15 protein-coding genes and 2 pseudogenes are annotated in these 17,804 nt (G+C 65.2%); 8 read left to right on the top strand and 9 right to left on the bottom strand.

Features of this window, described 5'->3' with window-relative positions; genetic code table 11:
• The 3 genes and pseudogenes from AC1D34_RS18530 to grxD form a co-directional block, all read left to right on the top strand.
• A pseudogene (locus AC1D34_RS18530) lies at positions 1-245 on the top strand (phosphoribosylformylglycinamidine synthase subunit PurL); the annotation flags it as partial.
• Positions 246-257: 12 nt separating this feature from the next.
• A complete protein-coding gene (locus AC1D34_RS18525; RefSeq protein ID WP_113518613.1) occupies positions 258-494 on the top strand; it encodes a BolA family protein in 237 nt (78 codons plus the stop codon).
• Positions 495-540: 46 nt separating this feature from the next.
• On the top strand, positions 541-876 hold the full coding sequence (gene grxD / locus AC1D34_RS18520; protein ID WP_043233156.1) for a Grx4 family monothiol glutaredoxin: 336 nt from the start codon (positions 541-543) through the stop codon (positions 874-876).
• Positions 877-915: 39 nt separating this feature from the next.
• Here grxD and AC1D34_RS18515 read toward each other — a convergent pair whose 3' ends face one another.
• From AC1D34_RS18515 to tlpA, 3 genes and pseudogenes are all read right to left on the bottom strand, one after another.
• The gene (locus AC1D34_RS18515) at positions 916-1,164 is read right to left on the bottom strand and encodes a DUF1272 domain-containing protein (RefSeq protein ID WP_476824954.1); all 249 of its coding nucleotides are present in this window, start codon (positions 1,162-1,164) and stop codon (positions 916-918) included.
• 87 nt (positions 1,165-1,251) lie between these two features.
• Positions 1,252-2,984: pseudogene (locus AC1D34_RS18510) on the bottom strand (carbamoyltransferase family protein).
• Between the two features lie 48 nt (positions 2,985-3,032).
• A complete protein-coding gene (gene tlpA, locus AC1D34_RS18505; RefSeq protein WP_441487948.1) occupies positions 3,033-3,662 on the bottom strand; it encodes a thiol:disulfide interchange protein TlpA in 630 nt (209 codons plus the stop codon).
• Positions 3,663-3,691: 29 nt separating this feature from the next.
• Between tlpA and argH the strand changes: the two genes are divergently transcribed.
• The 4 genes from argH to AC1D34_RS18485 all read left to right on the top strand — a co-directional run bounded on the left by argH (position 3,692) and on the right by AC1D34_RS18485 (position 9,618).
• Complete coding sequence (gene argH, locus AC1D34_RS18500) at positions 3,692-5,083, top strand: argininosuccinate lyase (RefSeq protein WP_441487949.1); 1,392 nt, start codon at positions 3,692-3,694, stop codon at positions 5,081-5,083.
• A 165-nt stretch (positions 5,084-5,248) separates the two neighbouring features.
• Positions 5,249-5,509, top strand: coding sequence for an LPS translocon maturation chaperone LptM (gene lptM / locus AC1D34_RS18495; RefSeq protein ID WP_441487950.1), 261 nt, complete (start codon positions 5,249-5,251; stop codon positions 5,507-5,509).
• A gap of 7 nt (positions 5,510-5,516) precedes the next feature.
• Positions 5,517-6,809: a diaminopimelate decarboxylase gene (lysA, locus tag AC1D34_RS18490; RefSeq protein WP_441487951.1), complete on the top strand. Its 1,293-nt coding sequence runs from the start codon at positions 5,517-5,519 to the stop codon at positions 6,807-6,809.
• Between the two features lie 130 nt (positions 6,810-6,939).
• The gene (locus tag AC1D34_RS18485; RefSeq protein ID WP_476824953.1) at positions 6,940-9,618 is read left to right on the top strand and encodes a TIGR02302 family protein; all 2,679 of its coding nucleotides are present in this window, start codon (positions 6,940-6,942) and stop codon (positions 9,616-9,618) included.
• Positions 9,619-9,624: 6 nt separating this feature from the next.
• Here AC1D34_RS18485 and yddG read toward each other — a convergent pair whose 3' ends face one another.
• The 6 genes from yddG to AC1D34_RS18455 form a co-directional block, all read right to left on the bottom strand.
• The gene (gene yddG, locus AC1D34_RS18480; protein WP_476824952.1) at positions 9,625-10,476 is read right to left on the bottom strand and encodes an aromatic amino acid exporter YddG; all 852 of its coding nucleotides are present in this window, start codon (positions 10,474-10,476) and stop codon (positions 9,625-9,627) included.
• Positions 10,477-10,645: 169 nt separating this feature from the next.
• On the bottom strand, positions 10,646-11,785 hold the full coding sequence (locus tag AC1D34_RS18475) for an alpha/beta hydrolase (protein ID WP_476824951.1): 1,140 nt from the start codon (positions 11,783-11,785) through the stop codon (positions 10,646-10,648).
• A gap of 266 nt (positions 11,786-12,051) precedes the next feature.
• Positions 12,052-13,326 carry an NAD(P)/FAD-dependent oxidoreductase gene (locus AC1D34_RS18470; RefSeq protein ID WP_476824956.1) on the bottom strand — a complete coding sequence of 425 codons (1,275 nt, stop codon included), beginning with the start codon at positions 13,324-13,326 and terminating at the stop codon, positions 12,052-12,054.
• 48 nt (positions 13,327-13,374) lie between these two features.
• Positions 13,375-14,496 (bottom strand): amino acid ABC transporter permease, encoded by a 1,122-nt coding sequence (locus AC1D34_RS18465; protein WP_476824950.1) that lies wholly within the window; start codon positions 14,494-14,496, stop codon positions 13,375-13,377.
• Between the two features lies 1 nt (position 14,497).
• Positions 14,498-15,670 (bottom strand): amino acid ABC transporter permease, encoded by a 1,173-nt coding sequence (locus AC1D34_RS18460; protein ID WP_441487956.1) that lies wholly within the window; start codon positions 15,668-15,670, stop codon positions 14,498-14,500.
• Positions 15,671-15,755: 85 nt separating this feature from the next.
• Positions 15,756-16,778 (bottom strand): amino acid ABC transporter substrate-binding protein, encoded by a 1,023-nt coding sequence (locus AC1D34_RS18455; RefSeq protein WP_476824955.1) that lies wholly within the window; start codon positions 16,776-16,778, stop codon positions 15,756-15,758.
• Between the two features lie 310 nt (positions 16,779-17,088).
• On the opposite strand from AC1D34_RS18455, the gene AC1D34_RS18450 reads away from it, so the two are divergent.
• Positions 17,089-17,804, top strand: a 716-nt coding sequence (locus AC1D34_RS18450) for an amidohydrolase family protein (RefSeq protein ID WP_476824949.1), incomplete at its 3' end; no start/stop codon positions are given.

The raw sequence follows: 17,804 nt of genomic DNA, 5'->3' as shown, positions 1-17,804 counted from the left end.
CCGCGGGGCCGGCCCATGCCGTCCTGTTCGGTGAAGATCAGGCGCGGTATCTCGTCACCGTGCCGTCGAGTGCCGTCGAGGGGCTGCTGACCGAGTCCAGGGCGGCCGGCGTGCCTGCCGCTCTCATCGGCCGGACTGGCGGAAACGCTCTTGCGCTGCCGGGCGAGGCGCCGGTGGCGCTGACCGCGCTCGACAAGGCGCATGAGGACTGGTTCCCGACCTATATGTCGGCCAAGGGCGCGTAAGGAGACACGATCATGGCGATGGACGCGCACGATATCGAGGCGATGATCAAGGCGGCGCTGCCGGACGCGGTGATCGAGATCAAGGATCTCGCCGGCGATGGCGACCACTACGCGGCGACCGTGACCTCGGCTGCTTTCAAGGGCAAGAGCCGGGTTCAGCAGCACCAGATGGTCTATGCCGCGCTGCAAGGCCGCATGGGCGGCGTGCTGCACGCCCTTGCGCTGACGACGACGGTTCCCCAGAATTAGTAGAGATGACCAGCGGGCCTTGACCCCGCCTCAGGAGAGAAGACCGATGAGCGACGTCAACGCCCGTATCGACGCCGAAGTAAAGTCCAGCGACGTGGTGCTCTTCATGAAGGGCACGCCCCAGTTCCCGATGTGCGGTTTCTCCGGGCAGGTCGCCCAGATCCTCGGCTATCTCGGCGTGCCCTACAAGGGCGTGAACGTGCTGGAAGACCAGGAGATCCGCGAGGGCATCAAGGCCTATTCCAACTGGCCGACCATCCCGCAGCTCTACGTCAAGGGCGAGTTCATCGGCGGTTGCGATATCACCCGCGAGATGTTCCAGGCCGGCGAGCTGCAGGCGCTCTTCGAAGAAAAGGGCATCACCGTCAAGCAGGCGAGCTGAGGCTCGTCCGGACCCGTCCGCGGAGCTGCGTCGTAGCCTTCAGGCCGCGGCGCATTCCGGGTGGGGCTTGCGGATCCGTTCCTGTGAGGGCGGGTATTTTTCCAGCTTGTCGGCGGRCCTGATCGGCCTGCGCACCAGTTCGCCGCCGCAATTCGGGCAGGCGCCGTTGAAGCGCGTCTCGGTGCAGTCGGCGCAGAAGGTGCATTCGAAGGTGCAGATCATCGCGTCGCGCGCCTCGGGCAGCAGGTCGCGGTCGCAGCATTCACAGTTCGGGCGAAGTTGCAGCATGGCATTCTCCAGACACGGCGGAGAGATCATGCGACCGGCGATGCTGCGCCGCCAGCACTTGCTGATGAGATCGATCAGCCCAGGCGATTACTTCACCAAAAGCCAGTCCTCGACGACCAGCGCATCAAGGCCGCTGGTATAGAACATCAGGATCGCATCCTCTGTCGTGTGCAGAATGGGCTTACCCATGATGTTGAAAGAGGTGTTGAGGATCACCGGAACGCCGGTGATGGCATGGAAGGCTGAGATCAGCGCGTGATAGCGCTCGTTGCGGTCGGCCGTGACGCTCTGCAGCCGGCCAGTCGCATCTTCATGAACCACGGCGGGGACGCGTCCGCGCACCGGCGGCTTCCAGACCAGCGTACGCTCCATATAGGGCGAGTCCTGGTAGTTCTCGAACCAGTCCGTGCCGTGTTCGGCGAGAATCGACGGGGCGAAGGGGCGGAAGGCCTCGCGATACTTGACCTTGGCGTTGAGCAGATCCTTGGCGTTGGCCGGGCGAGGATCGGCAAGGATCGAGCGGTTCCCGAGCGCACGTGGGCCGAACTCGGCCTTGCCCTGGACCCAGCCGACAAGCTTGCCCTCGGCAAGCAGCCGGGCCGTCACCGGGGCAACCTCCTTGGGTGCGAGACGCTTCAGGCGAGGCTCCCAGGCCGCCATGCGCTCCAGCGGCTCGGTCGAGACGCGCGAGCCGAGATAGGGCGTCATCGGGCCCTTCGGCGCGCGCGCCAGTCCGGATGCGCCTCGGCATGGGCGAGCCAGGCCGCCCCAATGGCATTGCCGTCATCGGCGGGAGCGGAGGGTACGAAGACCTGGCTGAAGCCGTGGCGGCCGACGATCTTGCCGTTGAACGAGGAGTTGAGCGCGCAGCCGCCTGACAGCACCAGATTCTCGGAGGGCACCAATGCGGCAGCTTCAGCCAGCAGAGCCGCCATCATCTCGGCGAAGACATCCTGGCCGCAGCGGGCAAGGTCGGCCCAGCCCTGGTCGAGCGCATCAGTGGGCCGCCGCGCCAGGATCTCGGCGGAGACCGCGCGTATGGTTGCGGCATCCGCGAAGGAAAGCTTGTTCTCCTCGATCCGATAGAGGCGTCGCAGCAGCGCCAGCAAGCCGGCATCCTGCTTGCCATAGGGCGCGAGCCCCATGATCTTCCATTCCTCGCCCTTCGCCTGGTCGAAGCCGGCCAGGTCGGTGACGAGGCCGAAATAGAAGCCGATCGACTCGCGCCCGCGGTGACGCTTCACCTCGCTGATCTCGCCATCGCGCAACGCAAGGATGGCCGAGGCCCCTGTCTCGCCCATGCCGTCGACGACGAGGCAGGCGGCATCGCGGAAGGGCGACGACCAACAGGCATAGGCCGCGTGACCGAGATGGTGGCCATAGCGCTTGATCCCGGTGACATTTGCCTTGCCGAAGGCGCGGTCGAGCCCGAGCAGAGTGCCTAGGCCGGCGCGCTGCTGGCCGAGATGCAGCGAGGCGATCAAGGCCCGCTCGGAGCGCTCCGGCACCAGCGAGCGGTTGAGCTCGGGGGAGAGCTTGAGCAGTTCATCGATCGTGAAGGCGCCGGTCCGGCTCATCTGCTCGAGGAACCCGGTGAACTCCCCGCTCCAGCTCGTCGCGATCTGTACCGGAGCGCCTGCCGGGATGTAGCGCTTGAGCAGGCTTTCCATCCGCGGTGCGGAATCGGGTTCGCAGTTCGGTGCGCGCTTATATTGCAAGTAGCGCTCGGTCGCCTCGGCGAAGAGCACCTCGCCATCGGGGCCAACGATCGCGATCGCAGGATCGTGGAAGGTGGTCGCGAGGCCGATCGTGTAGCTCATGCCGCAACGATATGGAGCAGAGCGCGCGATCAGGCAAACCGCGGCGGCTCAGCGTCCGAGCGCCGTGCGAATGAAGGAGAGCGCGTCCTGGCTGGCCCAGTCGGCAGGGCCCTGGAGCATCGCGAGTTCACAGCCCGACGGGTCGACCAGGAAGCTGACCGGCATGCCTTCGATCTTTTTGGCCGAGCGCAGATCCTGGAAGACCTTGGCCTCCGGATCGGCGTAATAGCCGAGCTGGTCGATCTTGCGCTCGGCAAGCCAGGTCTTCGGCTTCTCGAGGTTCCGGGTGTCGATATTGATCGCCACCACCGCGAAATCCTGGCCGCCGAGCTTGCCCTGCAGCGCGTCCAGCGACGGCATCTCATGCAGGCAGGGCAGGCACCATGTCGCCCAGAGATTGACCAGGACGGTCCGTCCCTTGAAGGCTGACAATGTTGTCGGCTGGCCGTCGGGGCCGTTGAAGGCGAGGTTTGGCAAGGGCTGCGGTGCTTTTGCAACCTCCACGGCCGCAAGTTCGCCGCGTGCCAACGGTCGCAGTTTTTCAGCGGTCGCTGCCGCTGCCGAGCATGATCCCGAATTGCCGGCCCGGCCCTGGACAGAGTAGAAGGCCGCGACGCCGCCGAGTGCAATCAAGGCGAGAGCGCCGAAGGCGGCAAATGTTTTTGAACGAGACGTCATTGCGCGTCCAAAAAGCAGGAAAGAGCGTCGTGAGCAATCGCATGTGGGGAGGGCGTTTCGCCACGGGGCCGGATGCCATCATGGAGGAGATCAATGCCTCCATCGACTTCGACCAGCGCCTGTGGCGCCAGGATATCCGGGGTTCGCTGGCGCATGCGGCGATGCTGGGCGAGACCGGCATCCTGACCCGCGAAGATGTGAACGTGATCAGCGCAGGGCTTAAGGCGATCGAGGCCGAGATCGAGGCCGGCACGTTCACGTTCTCGCGCGCGCTCGAAGACATTCACATGAATGTCGAGAGCAATCTCAAGGAGCGGATCGGCGCTGCGGCGGGCCGTCTGCACACGGCCCGCTCGCGCAACGATCAGGTCGCGACCGACATGCGCCTGTGGGTACGCGATACGCTCGAAACGCTCGATCGGCAGATCGCGGACCTGCAACTGGCTCTTGCCGAGAAGGCCGAGGCCCATGCCGGCGCGGTGATGCCGGGCTTCACGCATCTGCAGTCGGCGCAGCCGGTGACGTTCGGGCATCACATGCTCGCCTATGTCGAGATGCTGGCGCGCGACCGCGGTCGTGTCCACGATGCGCGCGAGCGCCTCAACGAATGCCCGCTCGGCGCTGCGGCGCTTGCCGGCACCTCCTTCCCGATCGATCGTTTCCACACGGCCAAGGCGCTCGGCTTTGCCAGGCCGACCGCCAATTCACTGGATTCGGTTTCGGATCGCGATTTCGTACTGGAGACACTCGCGGCGGCCTCGATCTGCGCCATGCATCTCTCGCGTTTCGCTGAGGAGATCGTGCTGTGGGCGACGCCCCAGTTCGGCTTCGTCAAGCTCTCGGACAAGTTCTCGACCGGCTCCTCGATCATGCCGCAGAAGCGCAATCCCGACGCCGCCGAGCTGGTGCGCGGCAAGGCGGGACGCGTCTTCGGGCATCTTCAGGCGCTACTGACGATGATGAAGGGGCTGCCGCTCACCTATTCCAAGGATATGCAGGAGGACAAGGAAGGCACTTTCGACGCGCTGCAGTCGCTCTCGCTGTGCCTTGCCGCCACGTCGGGCATGGTCCGCGACATGGAGCCCGACCTGAAGGTGATGAAGAAGGCCGCGGGCCTCGGCTACGCCACCGCGACCGACCTTGCCGACTGGCTGGTCCGGGTTCTGAAGATGCCGTTCCGCGATGCGCATCACGTCACCGGCAAGCTGGTCGGCGTCGCTTCTGCCAGGGGCGTCGGGCTGGAGAAGCTGACGCTCGCCGAGATGCAGGACGTCGAGCCGAAGATTACCGAGGCTGTCTTCGCCGTGCTCGGCGTCGAGCAGTCGGTGAAGAGCCGTGTCAGTTATGGCGGCACGGCGCCGGCCAATGTCCGTCGTCAGGCCAAGCGCTGGCTGAGGCAGCTCGCCAAGGAGCAGCAGTGACAATTCGGGGGAAATGCCCGGGCACGACCCGGGCATGACCGCAGGAGATTCCCGGGGCGGCCCTGCACTCTGCCCTGGGAATGACGGTCCGTCGCTGCAAAGGCTCGCAAGCGCGCGCGCCTTTCGCTACAGTCCCCGCYACATATTGCCCGAGGATTCCCGTTCGTGCCGCATCCCCGCCTGAAACTCGGCCGCGCCATCGTGGTCGCCGGCCTGCTAGGTCTCGCTTTGACTGCCTGCGGCCGCAAGGGACCGCTCGAAGCGCCGCCGAACGCGACCAACGCCCTCGACCTGCCTGACGAGGACATCGGCGCGGTCGAGAACCGCGTGCCGGAGACCACGACTTCGCCGATCGCCAAGCCGCCGAAAGCGAGCCGCGCCATCGCCATTCCGAACAAGAGCTTCGTGCTCGATCCCCTGCTCTGAGATCCCGATGCATCACTTTGCCTATCGCGACGGCGCGCTCTTCGCCGAGGATGTCGATCTGCGCCGGATTGCGGCCGAGGTCGGGACGCCGGTCTATGTCTATTCCTCGGCGACGATCGAGCGGCACTACAGGCTATTCGAGAGTGCGATGCGCGGCATTGATCCCGCGGGCCCGGCGCCGCATGTCTTCTATGCGGTCAAGGCGAACGGCAATCTCGGCGTCCTGAAGACGCTGGCCGCGCTTGGTGCGGGGGCCGATACCGTCTCGGAAGGTGAAGTGCGCAAGGCGCTTGCCGCCGGTTTCGCTCCCGAGAAGATCGTCTTTTCCGGCGTCGGCAAGAGTGAGAGCGAACTCGCCTTCGCTGTCGGGGCCGGCATCTTCCAGATCAACATCGAGTCCGAGAGCGAGCTCGACCTGTTGTCGAAGGTGGCAGCAAGGCTCGGCAAGCGCCAGGAGGCTGTCTTCCGCGTCAATCCCGATGTCGGCGCCGGCGGGCACGCCAAGATCACCACCGGCTCTGCCGCCAACAAGTTCGGCGTTTCCTTCGAGGAGGCGAGCCGGCTCTACGCACGCGCCGCCAATATGCCGGGCGTCCGGATGATGGGGCTGGCGGTTCATATCGGCAGTCAGATCCGCGAGACAGAGGCCTTTGAGGCGGCCTATGCCAAGATGGTCGGCCTGGTTGGCAGCCTGCGGGCGGAGGGGCACCGGGTCGACCGGCTCGATCTCGGCGGAGGCCTTGGAATTCCCTACGAGATCCCGAAGGATTTCGATCATGGTCCGAGCCTGATCCAGGATTACGCGGCCATGGTCGGGCGCGTCACCAAGGGGCTCGATGTCGAGCTTGGCTTCGAGCCTGGCCGCCTGATAGTCGGCAATGCCGGCATCCTGCTGACGCAGGTGTTGCATCTCAATTCGCGGCCCACCAAGCAGTTTCTCGTCGTCGATGCGGCGATGAACGACCTGCTGCGGCCGGCGATGTACGAGGCCTATCACGAGATCTGGCCGGTGGCCGAGCCTGCCGCCGAGATGCGCAAGCTTGCCTATGACGTGGTCGGACCGATCTGCGAATCGGGCGACACCTTCACCACCGATCGCCTGCTGCCGGAGCTGAAGCAGCACGATCTGATCGCCTTCATGACAGCGGGGGCCTATGGCGCCAGCATGTCTTCGACCTATAATCAGCGCCCGCTGGTCGCCGAAGTGCTGGTCAAGGGGGCCGAATTTGCCGTGACGCGCCCGCGCCAGAGCTATGAAGACCTGATCGGCACGGATCGTGCACCGCCCTGGCTGGCCTGAGCCTGCGGTTCACGAAACGCGGAGCGGCCTGTGTGTGACGGGGCTGCACTCTGGCCTTGCCATATTCACGTGTTAGCGTGCTGTTACTTGGTGGGGTTCACGCGGAGCGGGGGCGGCTCGGAGCGACGGCATGAAAGAGGCGCAGCGCCGCATGGCGCTTGATCCGATCGGGGGCATCCGCCAGCGCCTTGGCAGGCTGGCTGCGGTGTCCCGCGCCTCGCTTGCCTGGGAGCGCCTCTGGCCCCGGCTCTGGTTGCCCGCGACAGTCATCCTCACGTTTCTGGCGCTGTCCTGGCTCGGGCTGTGGACGCACCTGCCCTGGCAGGGCCGCGCCATGGGCGTCGTGCTCTTCTTGTCTGCGCTGGCTGCCAGCATCTGGTACGTTGTTCGCACGCCCTTGCCGTCGCGGCGCGATGCGCTGGCGCGGCTCGACCAGTCGCTGCAAGGGGCGCATCGCCCGGCCTCGGCGCTGGAGGACAGTCTCGCCGTCGGTTCGAACGATCCGGTTTCCCAGGCGCTGTGGAAGCTTCACGTCGAGCGCCAGGGCGCGCAGATCGCCGGCTTGCGGGTCACCCCGCCGCGGCCACGCATGGCCATGCGCGATCGGCTTGCCATTCGCGCCGTGCCGCTGCTTGCGGCCGTCACCGCCTTTTTCGTCGCTGGCCACGAGGCTGGGCCCCGTATCTCGGCTGCCTTCGACTGGCGCGGTCCGTCGGCGCCGGTTGCCGCCGCCAGGATCGATGCCTGGATCGATCCGCCCGCCTATACCCGCTTGCCGCCGATCCTGATCGATTTCGCCCGGCTGCACGGCACCGCCTTCACCGCGCCGGAAAAATCGACTGTGGTGATTCGCATTGCCGGCAAGAGCGGCATGGATGTCGTGACCACGGGCCGGCTCGACGTATTGCCGCCGCCGCAGACGAAGGATGGCAAGCCGGTCGAGCCGGCCTCTGTTGCCGTGCTGGAAAAGCGCTACATGCTGGCCGGCAATGGCACGCTCAGGATCACCGGCAGCGGCGCGCCTCAGGCGACACTGACCCTGACCGCGGTTGCGGACCAGCCGCCCCAGATCAGCTTCGTCGAGCCGCCGAAACCGGTCAGCGGGGTGCAGGGCGGGCTGGGGCTGACGTTCCGCTCCAAGGACGATTACGGCATTGCCTCGGCCGAGGTCGTCGTCTCGCGGACCGGGCCGCCATCGGGCGGGCGCTCGCTGGTCGAGCCGCCGAAACAGGCGCTCAGCGTTCCGTCCTCCCCGTCCGGCGAGGAAGAACTGAAGAACACGGTCGATTTCTCGGCTCATCCCTGGGCCGGTGCCAAGGTCAAGATGGTGCTCGTTGCCCGCGACGAAGCCGGGCAGGAGGGCCGCAGCGAGACGGTCGAGGTCGTCTTGCCGCAGCGCACCTTCACCAAGCCGCTCGCCAAGGCGCTGGTCGAGCAGCGACGCAAGCTCGTCATGGATGTCGACGCGCGCAAGCACGTCCAGCTCGCCATGGATGCGCTGCTGATCGAGCCTGGACGCTTCATGAAGGAGGCCGGCGTCTATCTCGGCATGCGCATGATCGGCGAAAGGCTGCGGCGCGCCACCAATGACGACCAGTTGCGCGATGTCGCCGACCTGATGTGGGGCATGGCGCTCCAGCTCGAGGATGGCGATCTCTCCGATGCGGAGCGCGATCTGCGCGCCGCCCAGGAACGGCTGCAGCAGGCTCTGGAGCGCGGGGCGTCCGAGGAAGAGATCCGCAAGCTGACCGAAGATATGCGGCGGGCGCTCGACAAGTTCATGCGCGAGCTCGCCCAGCAGATGCAGCGCCAGCAGCAGAATGGCGACCAGAACCAGGCGCAACTGCCGGAGAATTTCCGCTCGGTGACGCCGCGAGACCTGCAGAACATGCTGAACCGGATCGAAGAGCTTTCCCGGCGCGGCGACATGGCCGAGGCTCAGCGGCTGATGGAGGAGCTGAACAATCTCCTCAACAATCTCCAGATGGCGCGGCCCGGCCAGCAGGATCCGCGGCAGCGCGAGATGAACCAGGCACTCGGCGATCTCGACCGGATGACCCGCGACCAGCAGAACCTCCGCGACGAAACCTATCAGCAGGAACAGCAGCGTCAGAACCGGGCGCAGCAGGGCCGACGCCCTGGCCAGCAGCAGGCGCGCCCTGGCCAAGGACAGCGTCAGCAGGGCCAACAGGGCCAGCGCGGGCAGCGTGGACAGCAGCAGCCCGGCCAGGAGGGCGAAGACGGCGAGGGCGAGGACGGGCAGCAGGGAGCCGAGGGTCAGCAGCAGGGCCAAGGGCAGGGGCTGTCACAGCGCCAGCAGGCTCTGCGCGAGCGCCTGCAGGATCTGCAGCGGCGGATGCGCGGCATGGGCGCCCCGGAGTCCGGCGAGCTGGGCGAGGCCGAGGACGCAATGCGCGAGGCCGAAGGCCAGCTCGGCCAGGGGCAGGGCGAGGGTGCGCTCGAATCGCAAGGCAAGGCGCTCGATGCCTTGCGCCGTGGCGGGCAGAACCTTGCCCAGCAAATGCAGGGGCAGCCCGGTGACGGCGACGGTACGGAAGGCGCCTTCGGCGAGCCGGATGGCCAACCAGCCGGCCGGCCTTCTGCACAGCAGCGAGGCCGTGACGATCCGCTCGGCCGGCCGCAGCGTCAGCGCGACTGGGCCGATGGCCGCGTTCGCGTGCCCGGGGCCGATGAAAGTGCGACGCAGCGGGCGCGGCGCATCCTCGAAGAGCTCCGGCGTCGGCTCGGCGATCCGTCGCGGCCCCTCGAAGAGCTCGACTATCTCGAGCGGTTGCTCCGGCGGAACTGAGCGCTTTCAGGCCTTGCGGGAGCTCGCGACCAGCGCCCCGGCCACGATCAGCGCGCAGGACGCCGCGAGCAGCCAGCTCGCGGCCGCATAGCCCGCGATCACGAGGATGAGCGTGGAGAGCACCGGTGCGGCATAGGAGGCGACACCGAGGAAGGCGACGTCGCCGCGCTTCATGCCGATATCCCAGCAGATGAAGGCCAGCCCGATCGAGCCGAGGCCGAGCCCGAGCGCGCCGGCCCATTCAACTGTCGTCAGCTCCCAGAGTGTCGCCTCGAAGGCCGCGTGGCACGCAAAGGCGGCCACAGCGCAGCCAAGCAGGGTGACGCCGAGGCTCTCGGACGGCACCTCGGCAAACCGGCGCGACAGAACCGAGTAGCTCGCCCAGACGAAGGCGCCAAGCGCGGCAAGTCCGTGTCCGAGCGAGAGCCCGCCGCCTGCGTCGAGCCCGCCCGAGATCAGCAGCGCCGTCGCGGCGAGCCCGATCAGCGCCCCGATCAGATGCCGGAGCTTCAGGGTGCCGCCCGGCAGCAGCGCTGCGAAGAGCACGATCAGCAACGGCCAGAGATAGTGGATCAGATTGGCCTCGGCCGCCGGCGCGGTCTTGACCGCGGCATAGTAGAGCGCGGTGTCGCCGAAGGGGCCGTAGAGGCCAAGCGCGAAAGAGCCCCAGGTCGGCCGAACCCTGCGCAGTTGCCCACGTGCGGCGGTGATGCAGAGGATCAGCATGCCGCCGATGGCAAACGTCATCCCGACGAGCTGGAACGGCGGTACGCGACCGGACATGGCCGTGAACAGAGCCAGCGTCGACCAGAGCAGGATGGCGCCAAATCCGGTGAAGGTCGCGGTGCGAGAGGTCATCGGCGGGAAAGCTGCTTGGGGGCGGGACGCTGCTGGCGTTATCAGATCGACGGCTTGCTGCCCATTGATCGCAGCGCTCAACCGACGTGAGGGAAGCGGCTTGCATGCTCGCAAGCCGTGGCGCGCTGATCCCGCGGCCGCGTCGAACAGGTCTTCTGGCGCTGCCGGCTTACCGTCCGGTTATGATCTTGATCGGTGCGCCCAGGATCTTGAGGGGCACCGAGACGATCGCTTCGAGCGAGTCGCCCAGAGCCTCACGCGCATTCTCCGACGCGCGGGCCTGCCTGCCGACACCTCGCTCCAGCGTGCTCTTCAATTGAGGCGCGATCTCCGCCAATTGCGCGAACTTGCCGTGATTGCTCGAATCGGTGGCCTTGACGTCGGTCATGTCGAGGACAACGGCGCCAAGCTGCGCCAGCTCCTCCGCATTCTGGGCATCTCCGACGCGGCCCTGGCCTCCTGCGATGAAACTCGATGCACCCAGCGCCTTGTCGTCTTTGGACAACACGATGAAGAACGGCTTCTTTGGTTTTCCGAAGCGCCGCATCTGCGTCTTGAAGACGTCGATGTCGATATCGGGCGCCGCCAGAATGACAATATCGATCTTCTCGGCGCCGGCGAGCCCGCCTGAGATCTTGATCTGGCGCAGGGCTTCGACAGTCACCCAGTTGCCCATGGAATGGGCCAGGATATTGACCTTTTCAGCGTTGCTGGCCAGGAGCAGCCGGATCGTCCGTTCGAGGTTGTCGCGCGCTGCTGTCGCGCTGTTCGAGTCATAGACATATTGTGTCAGCGCCCCGCGCGATGCCCAGGTGAACAGCACCGGTACGGCGGGGGCCTGGGAATCGTGCATGACCTGGGCGAAGCGGTAGAGCCCTTCCGCGAACATGGTGTTGTAGCCATGGATGAAGAGCACAACGTTGCGGCTCCCGCGTGGGCGCAAGGCGAGCTGGGCGTTGAGCGCCCTGATGAAGGCCTGCTCTCCGTCGAGATAGCCGGCCTGGCGCACGACGAAATTGGCCTTCGGATCGCCTGGAGCCGTCGAGGCCCATTCGATTTCGCCAGGTGTGTGCGTTGGCGGAACCGAGACCTCGATCTTGGCGAAATCGAGCGGCATGGCACGCTCGCCGTTGAAGAGCGTCCCTGGCCGCTCGTCGCGCTGGCGGGTGGTGGCGACCAGTATGGTGTGAGAGGTCGACCCGGCCTCGACTGCTGCAACGGGGGCCAGGAACCCCGTTTCGGGCCGCGAGGCGCAKGCGCCCGCAAGCGCAGCGGCCATGAATGCAGCGACGATTGCCGCGTAACGCATGCGAGGGGACTGGAGCGAGCCCCGGCCCAAACGACGAATCCTGTATCCCACGCCCGCTTGCGAATAGGTCATGTACGGCTCCCCGGCGCGCCGAGCGTATGACGCGCAGCCCGGGCCGTAAAGAAGCGGTCTGCGCTTGCTTCGAGCTGCCTATTCTGTGGGGCCGGATACAGTTGAGCCTGCGCTCCGGCCGCACAATTCTTGCGAGCTCTGTGCTTGCCCCCGCTAAAACTGTCGCTTGCGACCGGGGATGCGCTCGCTCGCGCTCAACGCTCGCGCAGCCAGTCCATCATCTGATAGCGCCAATAGGTCGCCTGGACAGCGACAGTGCCGAATACGCCGCCGTTCCAGACGAGGCCGAAGGGGGCGAACAGGCGATGTCGATCGCTGGTTCCGAGAATGGCCTCGGCAATGACGCGGCCACCGATCGCGGTGGTGTTGAGCCCATGTCCGCCAAAGCCGAGGCAGTGCCAGACATTCGGGCTGAGCTGGCCAATCTGCGGCATCAGATGTCGCGCATAGGACATCAGGCCCGACCATGCGATCTCGACCTTCAGTGCTTCGAGCTCGGGATAGGTCGAGATCATGGTCCGGCGCAACAGGGCGGCGAGATCGCGCGGCTCGCTGGTGCGGGTGGTGATGCGGCCGCCCCAGAGCAGGCGCTGGCCATCCTCGACGATGCGATAATAATCCCCGGCACGACGGTCATCGCTGATCGCAGCGCGCGTCCCGATGGCCTTGGCGATCAGCTCCGGCGCTGCCTCGGTCGTCAGCACATAGGTCGCGATCGGCAACTGGCTCGAGCGCAGCTTCGGCACGAGGTTGTCGGTATAGCCGCCGCAGGCGATCACGACTTGCCGGACGCGCAGCTCTCCCGATGCGGTGACCAGGCGTTTCTCGGGACCGGAGAGCTCGGCCGAGACAACGCGCGATCCCTCGATGATTCGCCCTCCCAGCGCTTCGATGGCGTCTGCCAGGGCGCGTGCGTAGTTCAGCGGATGGATGTGGAAGGAATGGGGATCAAACAGGGCCTGGTGGTACTTCGGCGAACGAAGCACCTCGCGAACCTGCTCGGTCGGCCAGAAGTCGACGGTGTAGCCGTGATCTCGTGCCAACTGGTCGCGAGCCCGAGCGAGACTGTCGCCACTGTCATAGCGCACGACGCTGATCCTGCCCGGCCGGGGATCGGCACCGGCGATGGCGAGGTCGCGAATGTTGTCGGAGACGATGCGCATGCCCTCGATCGAGAGGCCATGGAGTTCGTTCGCCTTGGCCTCACCAATGGCGCTCGCGATCGAAGAATGGCTGCGGGCATAGCCGGGGCTGACGAAGCCGCCATTGCGCCCCGATGCGCCCCAGCCGACCGCCTCGGCTTCCAGCACCGCGACCGAGCGTCCGGCCCGGGCCAATTCATAGGCGCAGGTGAGCCCGGCGAGCCCGCCGCCAATGATGCAGGTATCGACCTCGATGCGGCCCTGCAGCGGGGCCCTCTTGTTCGTCGTCGCGGCGGTGCGGGCATAGAAGGTATCGGGATAGGTCAGCATGATGCCAAGCAAGGCTCTTGTCGCAGGAGGAGCGAGGCAGTCCGGTCAGTGGGCCGGACTGCGATCGTGATCGGTCTTGAGTCGACGCTCAAGGAACCGGCTATAGGACCCCATGCCATAGCTGAACAGGGCGTAGACCAGAGCGGCAAACACATATCCCTCGATTACGGCGATACCCTGCCAGTTCGGGTCGCGCAGCGAGGCGCGGACCGTATCGAGAAAGTCGAGGAGGCCGATGATGGTGACCAGCGTGGTGTCCTGGAAGAAGCCGATGAAGATATTGACGAGCGGCGGAATCACGATCTTCAGCGCCTGCGGCAGGATGATCTTGCGCATCGACAGCCAGTAGCCGAGCCCGAGCGCCGCAGCGGCTTCGTGCTGGCCCTTCGAGACCGCCTGCAATCCGCCTCTGACGGTCTCCGCGATATAGGCTCCGGCGAATATGATGATCGCGACCTGTGCCCGCAGCAGTTTGTCGACCGTGAGCCCGTCCGGCATGAACAACGGCAGCATCACCGAGGCCATGAACAGGATCGACACCAGCGGCACGCCGCGGACGACCTCGATGAAGATGATGGCGATGACCTGAATCGCCGGCAGCTTCGAGCTGCGTGCCAACGCCAGCACGACACCCAGTGGGAAACCGAACGCCAGGCCCACCGAAGACAGCATGAAGGAGAGCGGTAGGCCACCCCAGTTCGTGGTGCTGACCACAGGCAGGCCGAACACGCCGCCATACATCAACACGCCGCAGATCACCGGTACGGCCAGCCAGAGCCAAAGCAGTCGCCGCGACCAGAAGCGCGGGATCATCGAAACGATCATGGCGCCGAGGAAGAGGATCACCGCGAAGGCCGGCCGCCAGTGTTCGTCGTAGGGGTAGAAGCCGAAGATCATGAAGCGCAGCTTCGCCCCCAGGAACGGCCAGCAAGCCCCGGCCCCGACCTTGCACGCCTGCGGCCCGCCTTCGAGCACCGCGCGCGTCACGAGCCAGCCCCAGGCTCCCGTGACCAGGCGATAGATCAGCCACAGGCAGGCCAGTGTGATGACGGCATTGATCGGCGTGCCCAGAAAGGGTTTCAACCGGGCGGTCAATTCGCGTCCGCGCGGCGGCGGCAGGTCCGCCCGCGCGAGGTTGAGTGTTTCCATTTCAGCAGCGCTGACCATCTCAGCGCTCCACCAGGGCGACGCGGGCGTTGTACCAGTTCATGAACAGGGAGATCGTGATCGACATGCTGAGATAGACCAGCATGAAGATGGCGATGCCCTCGATCGCTTGTCCCGTCTGGTTCATCGTGGTGTTGGAAACCATCACGAGATCGGGGTAGCCGATGGCAATGGCGAGCGATGAGTTCTTGAACGTCGACAGATAGGAACTGGTCAGCGGGGGCACGATCACGCGTAGCGCCTGCGGCAGCACGACGAGCCGCATGGTCTGACGGTCATGCAAACCCACGGCACGCGCCGCTTCCCATTGGCCGCGCCCGACCGAAAGGATGCCGGCGCGCACGATCTCCGCGATTCCGGCCGAGGCGGAGAGGCCGAGCCCGACCAGCAATGCCGTGAATTCCGGGGTGACCTGAACACCGCCGGTGATGCGGAACCGGCCCTTTTCCGGCCAGTTGATCACGAAATCAGGCTGCAGCAGCAGGATCGCGAGCAGTGGAGGACCAAGAAGGGCGGCGACGATGATGGGCCATCCCGTCTGGTTCTGTCCGGAGGCGACGCGCCTGCTGCGCAGCCTGGATGCCACGAAGAATGCCAGTACGATGCCGGCGATCACCGCCGCGAGGACGCCAGTATGCGCGGAAGACCAACGCAGTGACGGAACGATCAGCCCGCCATTGCTGAGGAAGACCTCGGGCAATGGCTGCCAGGCTTCGCGGACAGGCGGGAAGACCGCGACGATGAGCGCATACCAGAGGAATAGATAGAGAAGCAGCGGCACATTGCGCAGCGCTTCGACATAGATCAGTGCCAGAAAGGCCAGAAGTGGATTGCGCGACAGCCGGGCTATGCCGACGATCAGACCGAGCAGCGTCGAAACGGTGACCGCGAAGATCGACACCCAGATCGTGTTGAAGATGCCGACGAGCAGGGCGCGCGCGTAGGTATCGCCGGAATCATAGCGGATGAAGGACTGGCTGATGACGAAGCCGGCCGGGCGCGAGAGATAGTCAAATCCGGTCGCAATGTTCTGTTCCGCCAACTTGCGCGAGACATTGCCGAACAGATAGAGCCCGACACCGACGACGAGCGCAACGGCGACGACCTGATAGAGCACGGCGCGCACGCGCACGTCATAGAGCAGCCGCACCGGACTGGATGCAGAGGAAGCCATCGAGCTGTTCCGGTCTGGAGTGCCGCCGGCAACAGGGCGCTGCCGGCGGTCTCAGTTCAATCGAGGGAACGCACGTTGGCTGTGATCACCGGAACGGTGGCGAATAGAGCAGACCGCCCTTGTTCCAGAGCTGGTTGGGGCCACGGCTCAGGCCAAGCGCGGTCTTCTCGCCGAGGCTGCGCTCGAAGATTTCGCCGTAATTACCGTTCTGCTTGATGATGTTATAGGCCCATTTGTTGTCGAGATTCAGCATCTTGCCGAGATCGCCATTGACGCCCAGCATGCGCTGGATCTCGGGATCCTTGCTCTTCAGCTGCTCGTCGACATTGGCCTGGGTGATGCCGTATTCCTCAGCCGCGATCAGCGTATTGACCGACCAGGAGACGATGTCCTTCCAGTTGCTGTCGTTCTGGCGAACGACGGGTGCGAGCGGCTCCTTCGAGATCGTTTCGGGCAGGATGACGAACTGCTTGGGATCATTCGCAACGGCCCGGACCGAAGCAAGGTCGGAGCGGTCGGTGGTGATGACGTCGCAGCGGCCTGAGAAGAAGGCGTTGCGCCACTCATTGTTGTCCTCGAAGACCACGGCCTCGTATTTGATGTTGCGCGGCTTGAAATAGTCCTCGAGATTCTGGAGCGTCGTCGTGCCGGGCAGCAGGCAGATCGCTGCCTGTGAAAGCTCCGACGCGCTCTTCACGCCGAGTTTGGTCGAGACCATCAAGCCTTGGCCGTCATAGAAAACGATCGGCGCGAAATCGAGCCCGAGCGAGTTGTCACGCGAGAAGGTCATGGTCGTCTGGCGCGACAACACGTCGATCTCGCCGGACTGCAGGGCCTGGAAGCGGATATTGGTGTTGAGCGGGACGAATTCGACYTTGTCGGGCGCGCCGAACACAGCAGAGGACACTGCCCGGCAAACATCGGTATCGAATCCCTGACGCACGCCCTTGTCGTCAGCATAGGAGTAGCCCGCGGAACTTGGCGAAACACCGCAAAGGACCTTGCYACGCTTCTTCACGGCATCGAGCGTCGCCTGTGCCGAGGCCGGACCCGCAAATACGGCGAGTGCGGCGGCGGCGATCCCGAGCGCAGCAATTTTATTGATCATTTTCGGCATTGTTCACTCCCCTAGGCCCGCCTTTTTTCCGGCGTGTAGTAACGAGCCTATTTGTGCTGGAAAACAACTTCAAGTGTCCTGATCAGCACAGTCGTCATGCGATGGGACCCGGTTCACAACACTGCCATCGGAGTGCTGCAATCGCAGGGCGTGCGTCAGGCACCGGTGAAGGACGCCATCCCGGAACATGCGAGACCAAGGGACCGCGATGGCTTTCGTGAATCCGCAGTGAGCTGATGCGTTTTCTGCAAGGCACGGCGCAGAATGCCGTTCCGCAACACATTCGAGGGGGGATCACGGGATGAATGACGGCAAGGGACAGGCCGGCAACGGGCAGGTCGGGACGACGGTTATCCGGAACTGCGACTGGATCGTCGCGTGGGACGCTTCCACATCCTCCCATGTCTATCTGCAGAATGCGGATTTCGCCTTCGCCGGCAATGAGATCACCCATGTCGGGCCGGGCTATCTCGGATCGGCGGATGTCGAGCATGACGGCCGCGGCGTGATGCTCATGCCCGGCTTCGTCGACATTCACAGCCATACTGGCCATGAGCCGGGCTGGAAGGGCATGCTCGAGGAATTGGGGAGCAAGCGCCTGGGGCAAAGCTCGCTCTACGAGTTCATGCCGGTCTTCAACATCGGTCCGAAATATGCCCGTCATGCCTGCCGGGTCGCGACATCGGAACTGCTGCGGAGCGGCGTGACCACGATCTGCGATCTCGCCGCCCCCCGCGAAGACTGGGTTGGCGATTATGAGGTCACGGGTATTCGCGCCGTTCTCTGGGCGATGCATCGCTCGGGGGCCTGGCGTACGAGCAATGGCCACTCCGTCGAGTATGACCTGGATACGGAACGCGGGGACCGGCTGCTGCTGGAGGCCATCAAGGTGGCCGACGAAGCAAACAAGCATCCGAGTGGCCGGATCAGCGGATATTTCGGGCCCGCGCAGATCGATACCTGCACCGAAGGGCAGATTCTCGGTGCACTTGAAGCCGCACGCGAGCGTGGCCAGCC

The sequence above is a fragment of the Allobosea sp. P1_A7 genome, from assembly GCF_056406775.1.
Note: the sequence above shows the minus strand (reverse complement) of the source record. Positions and strands in the feature narration are given on the sequence as shown.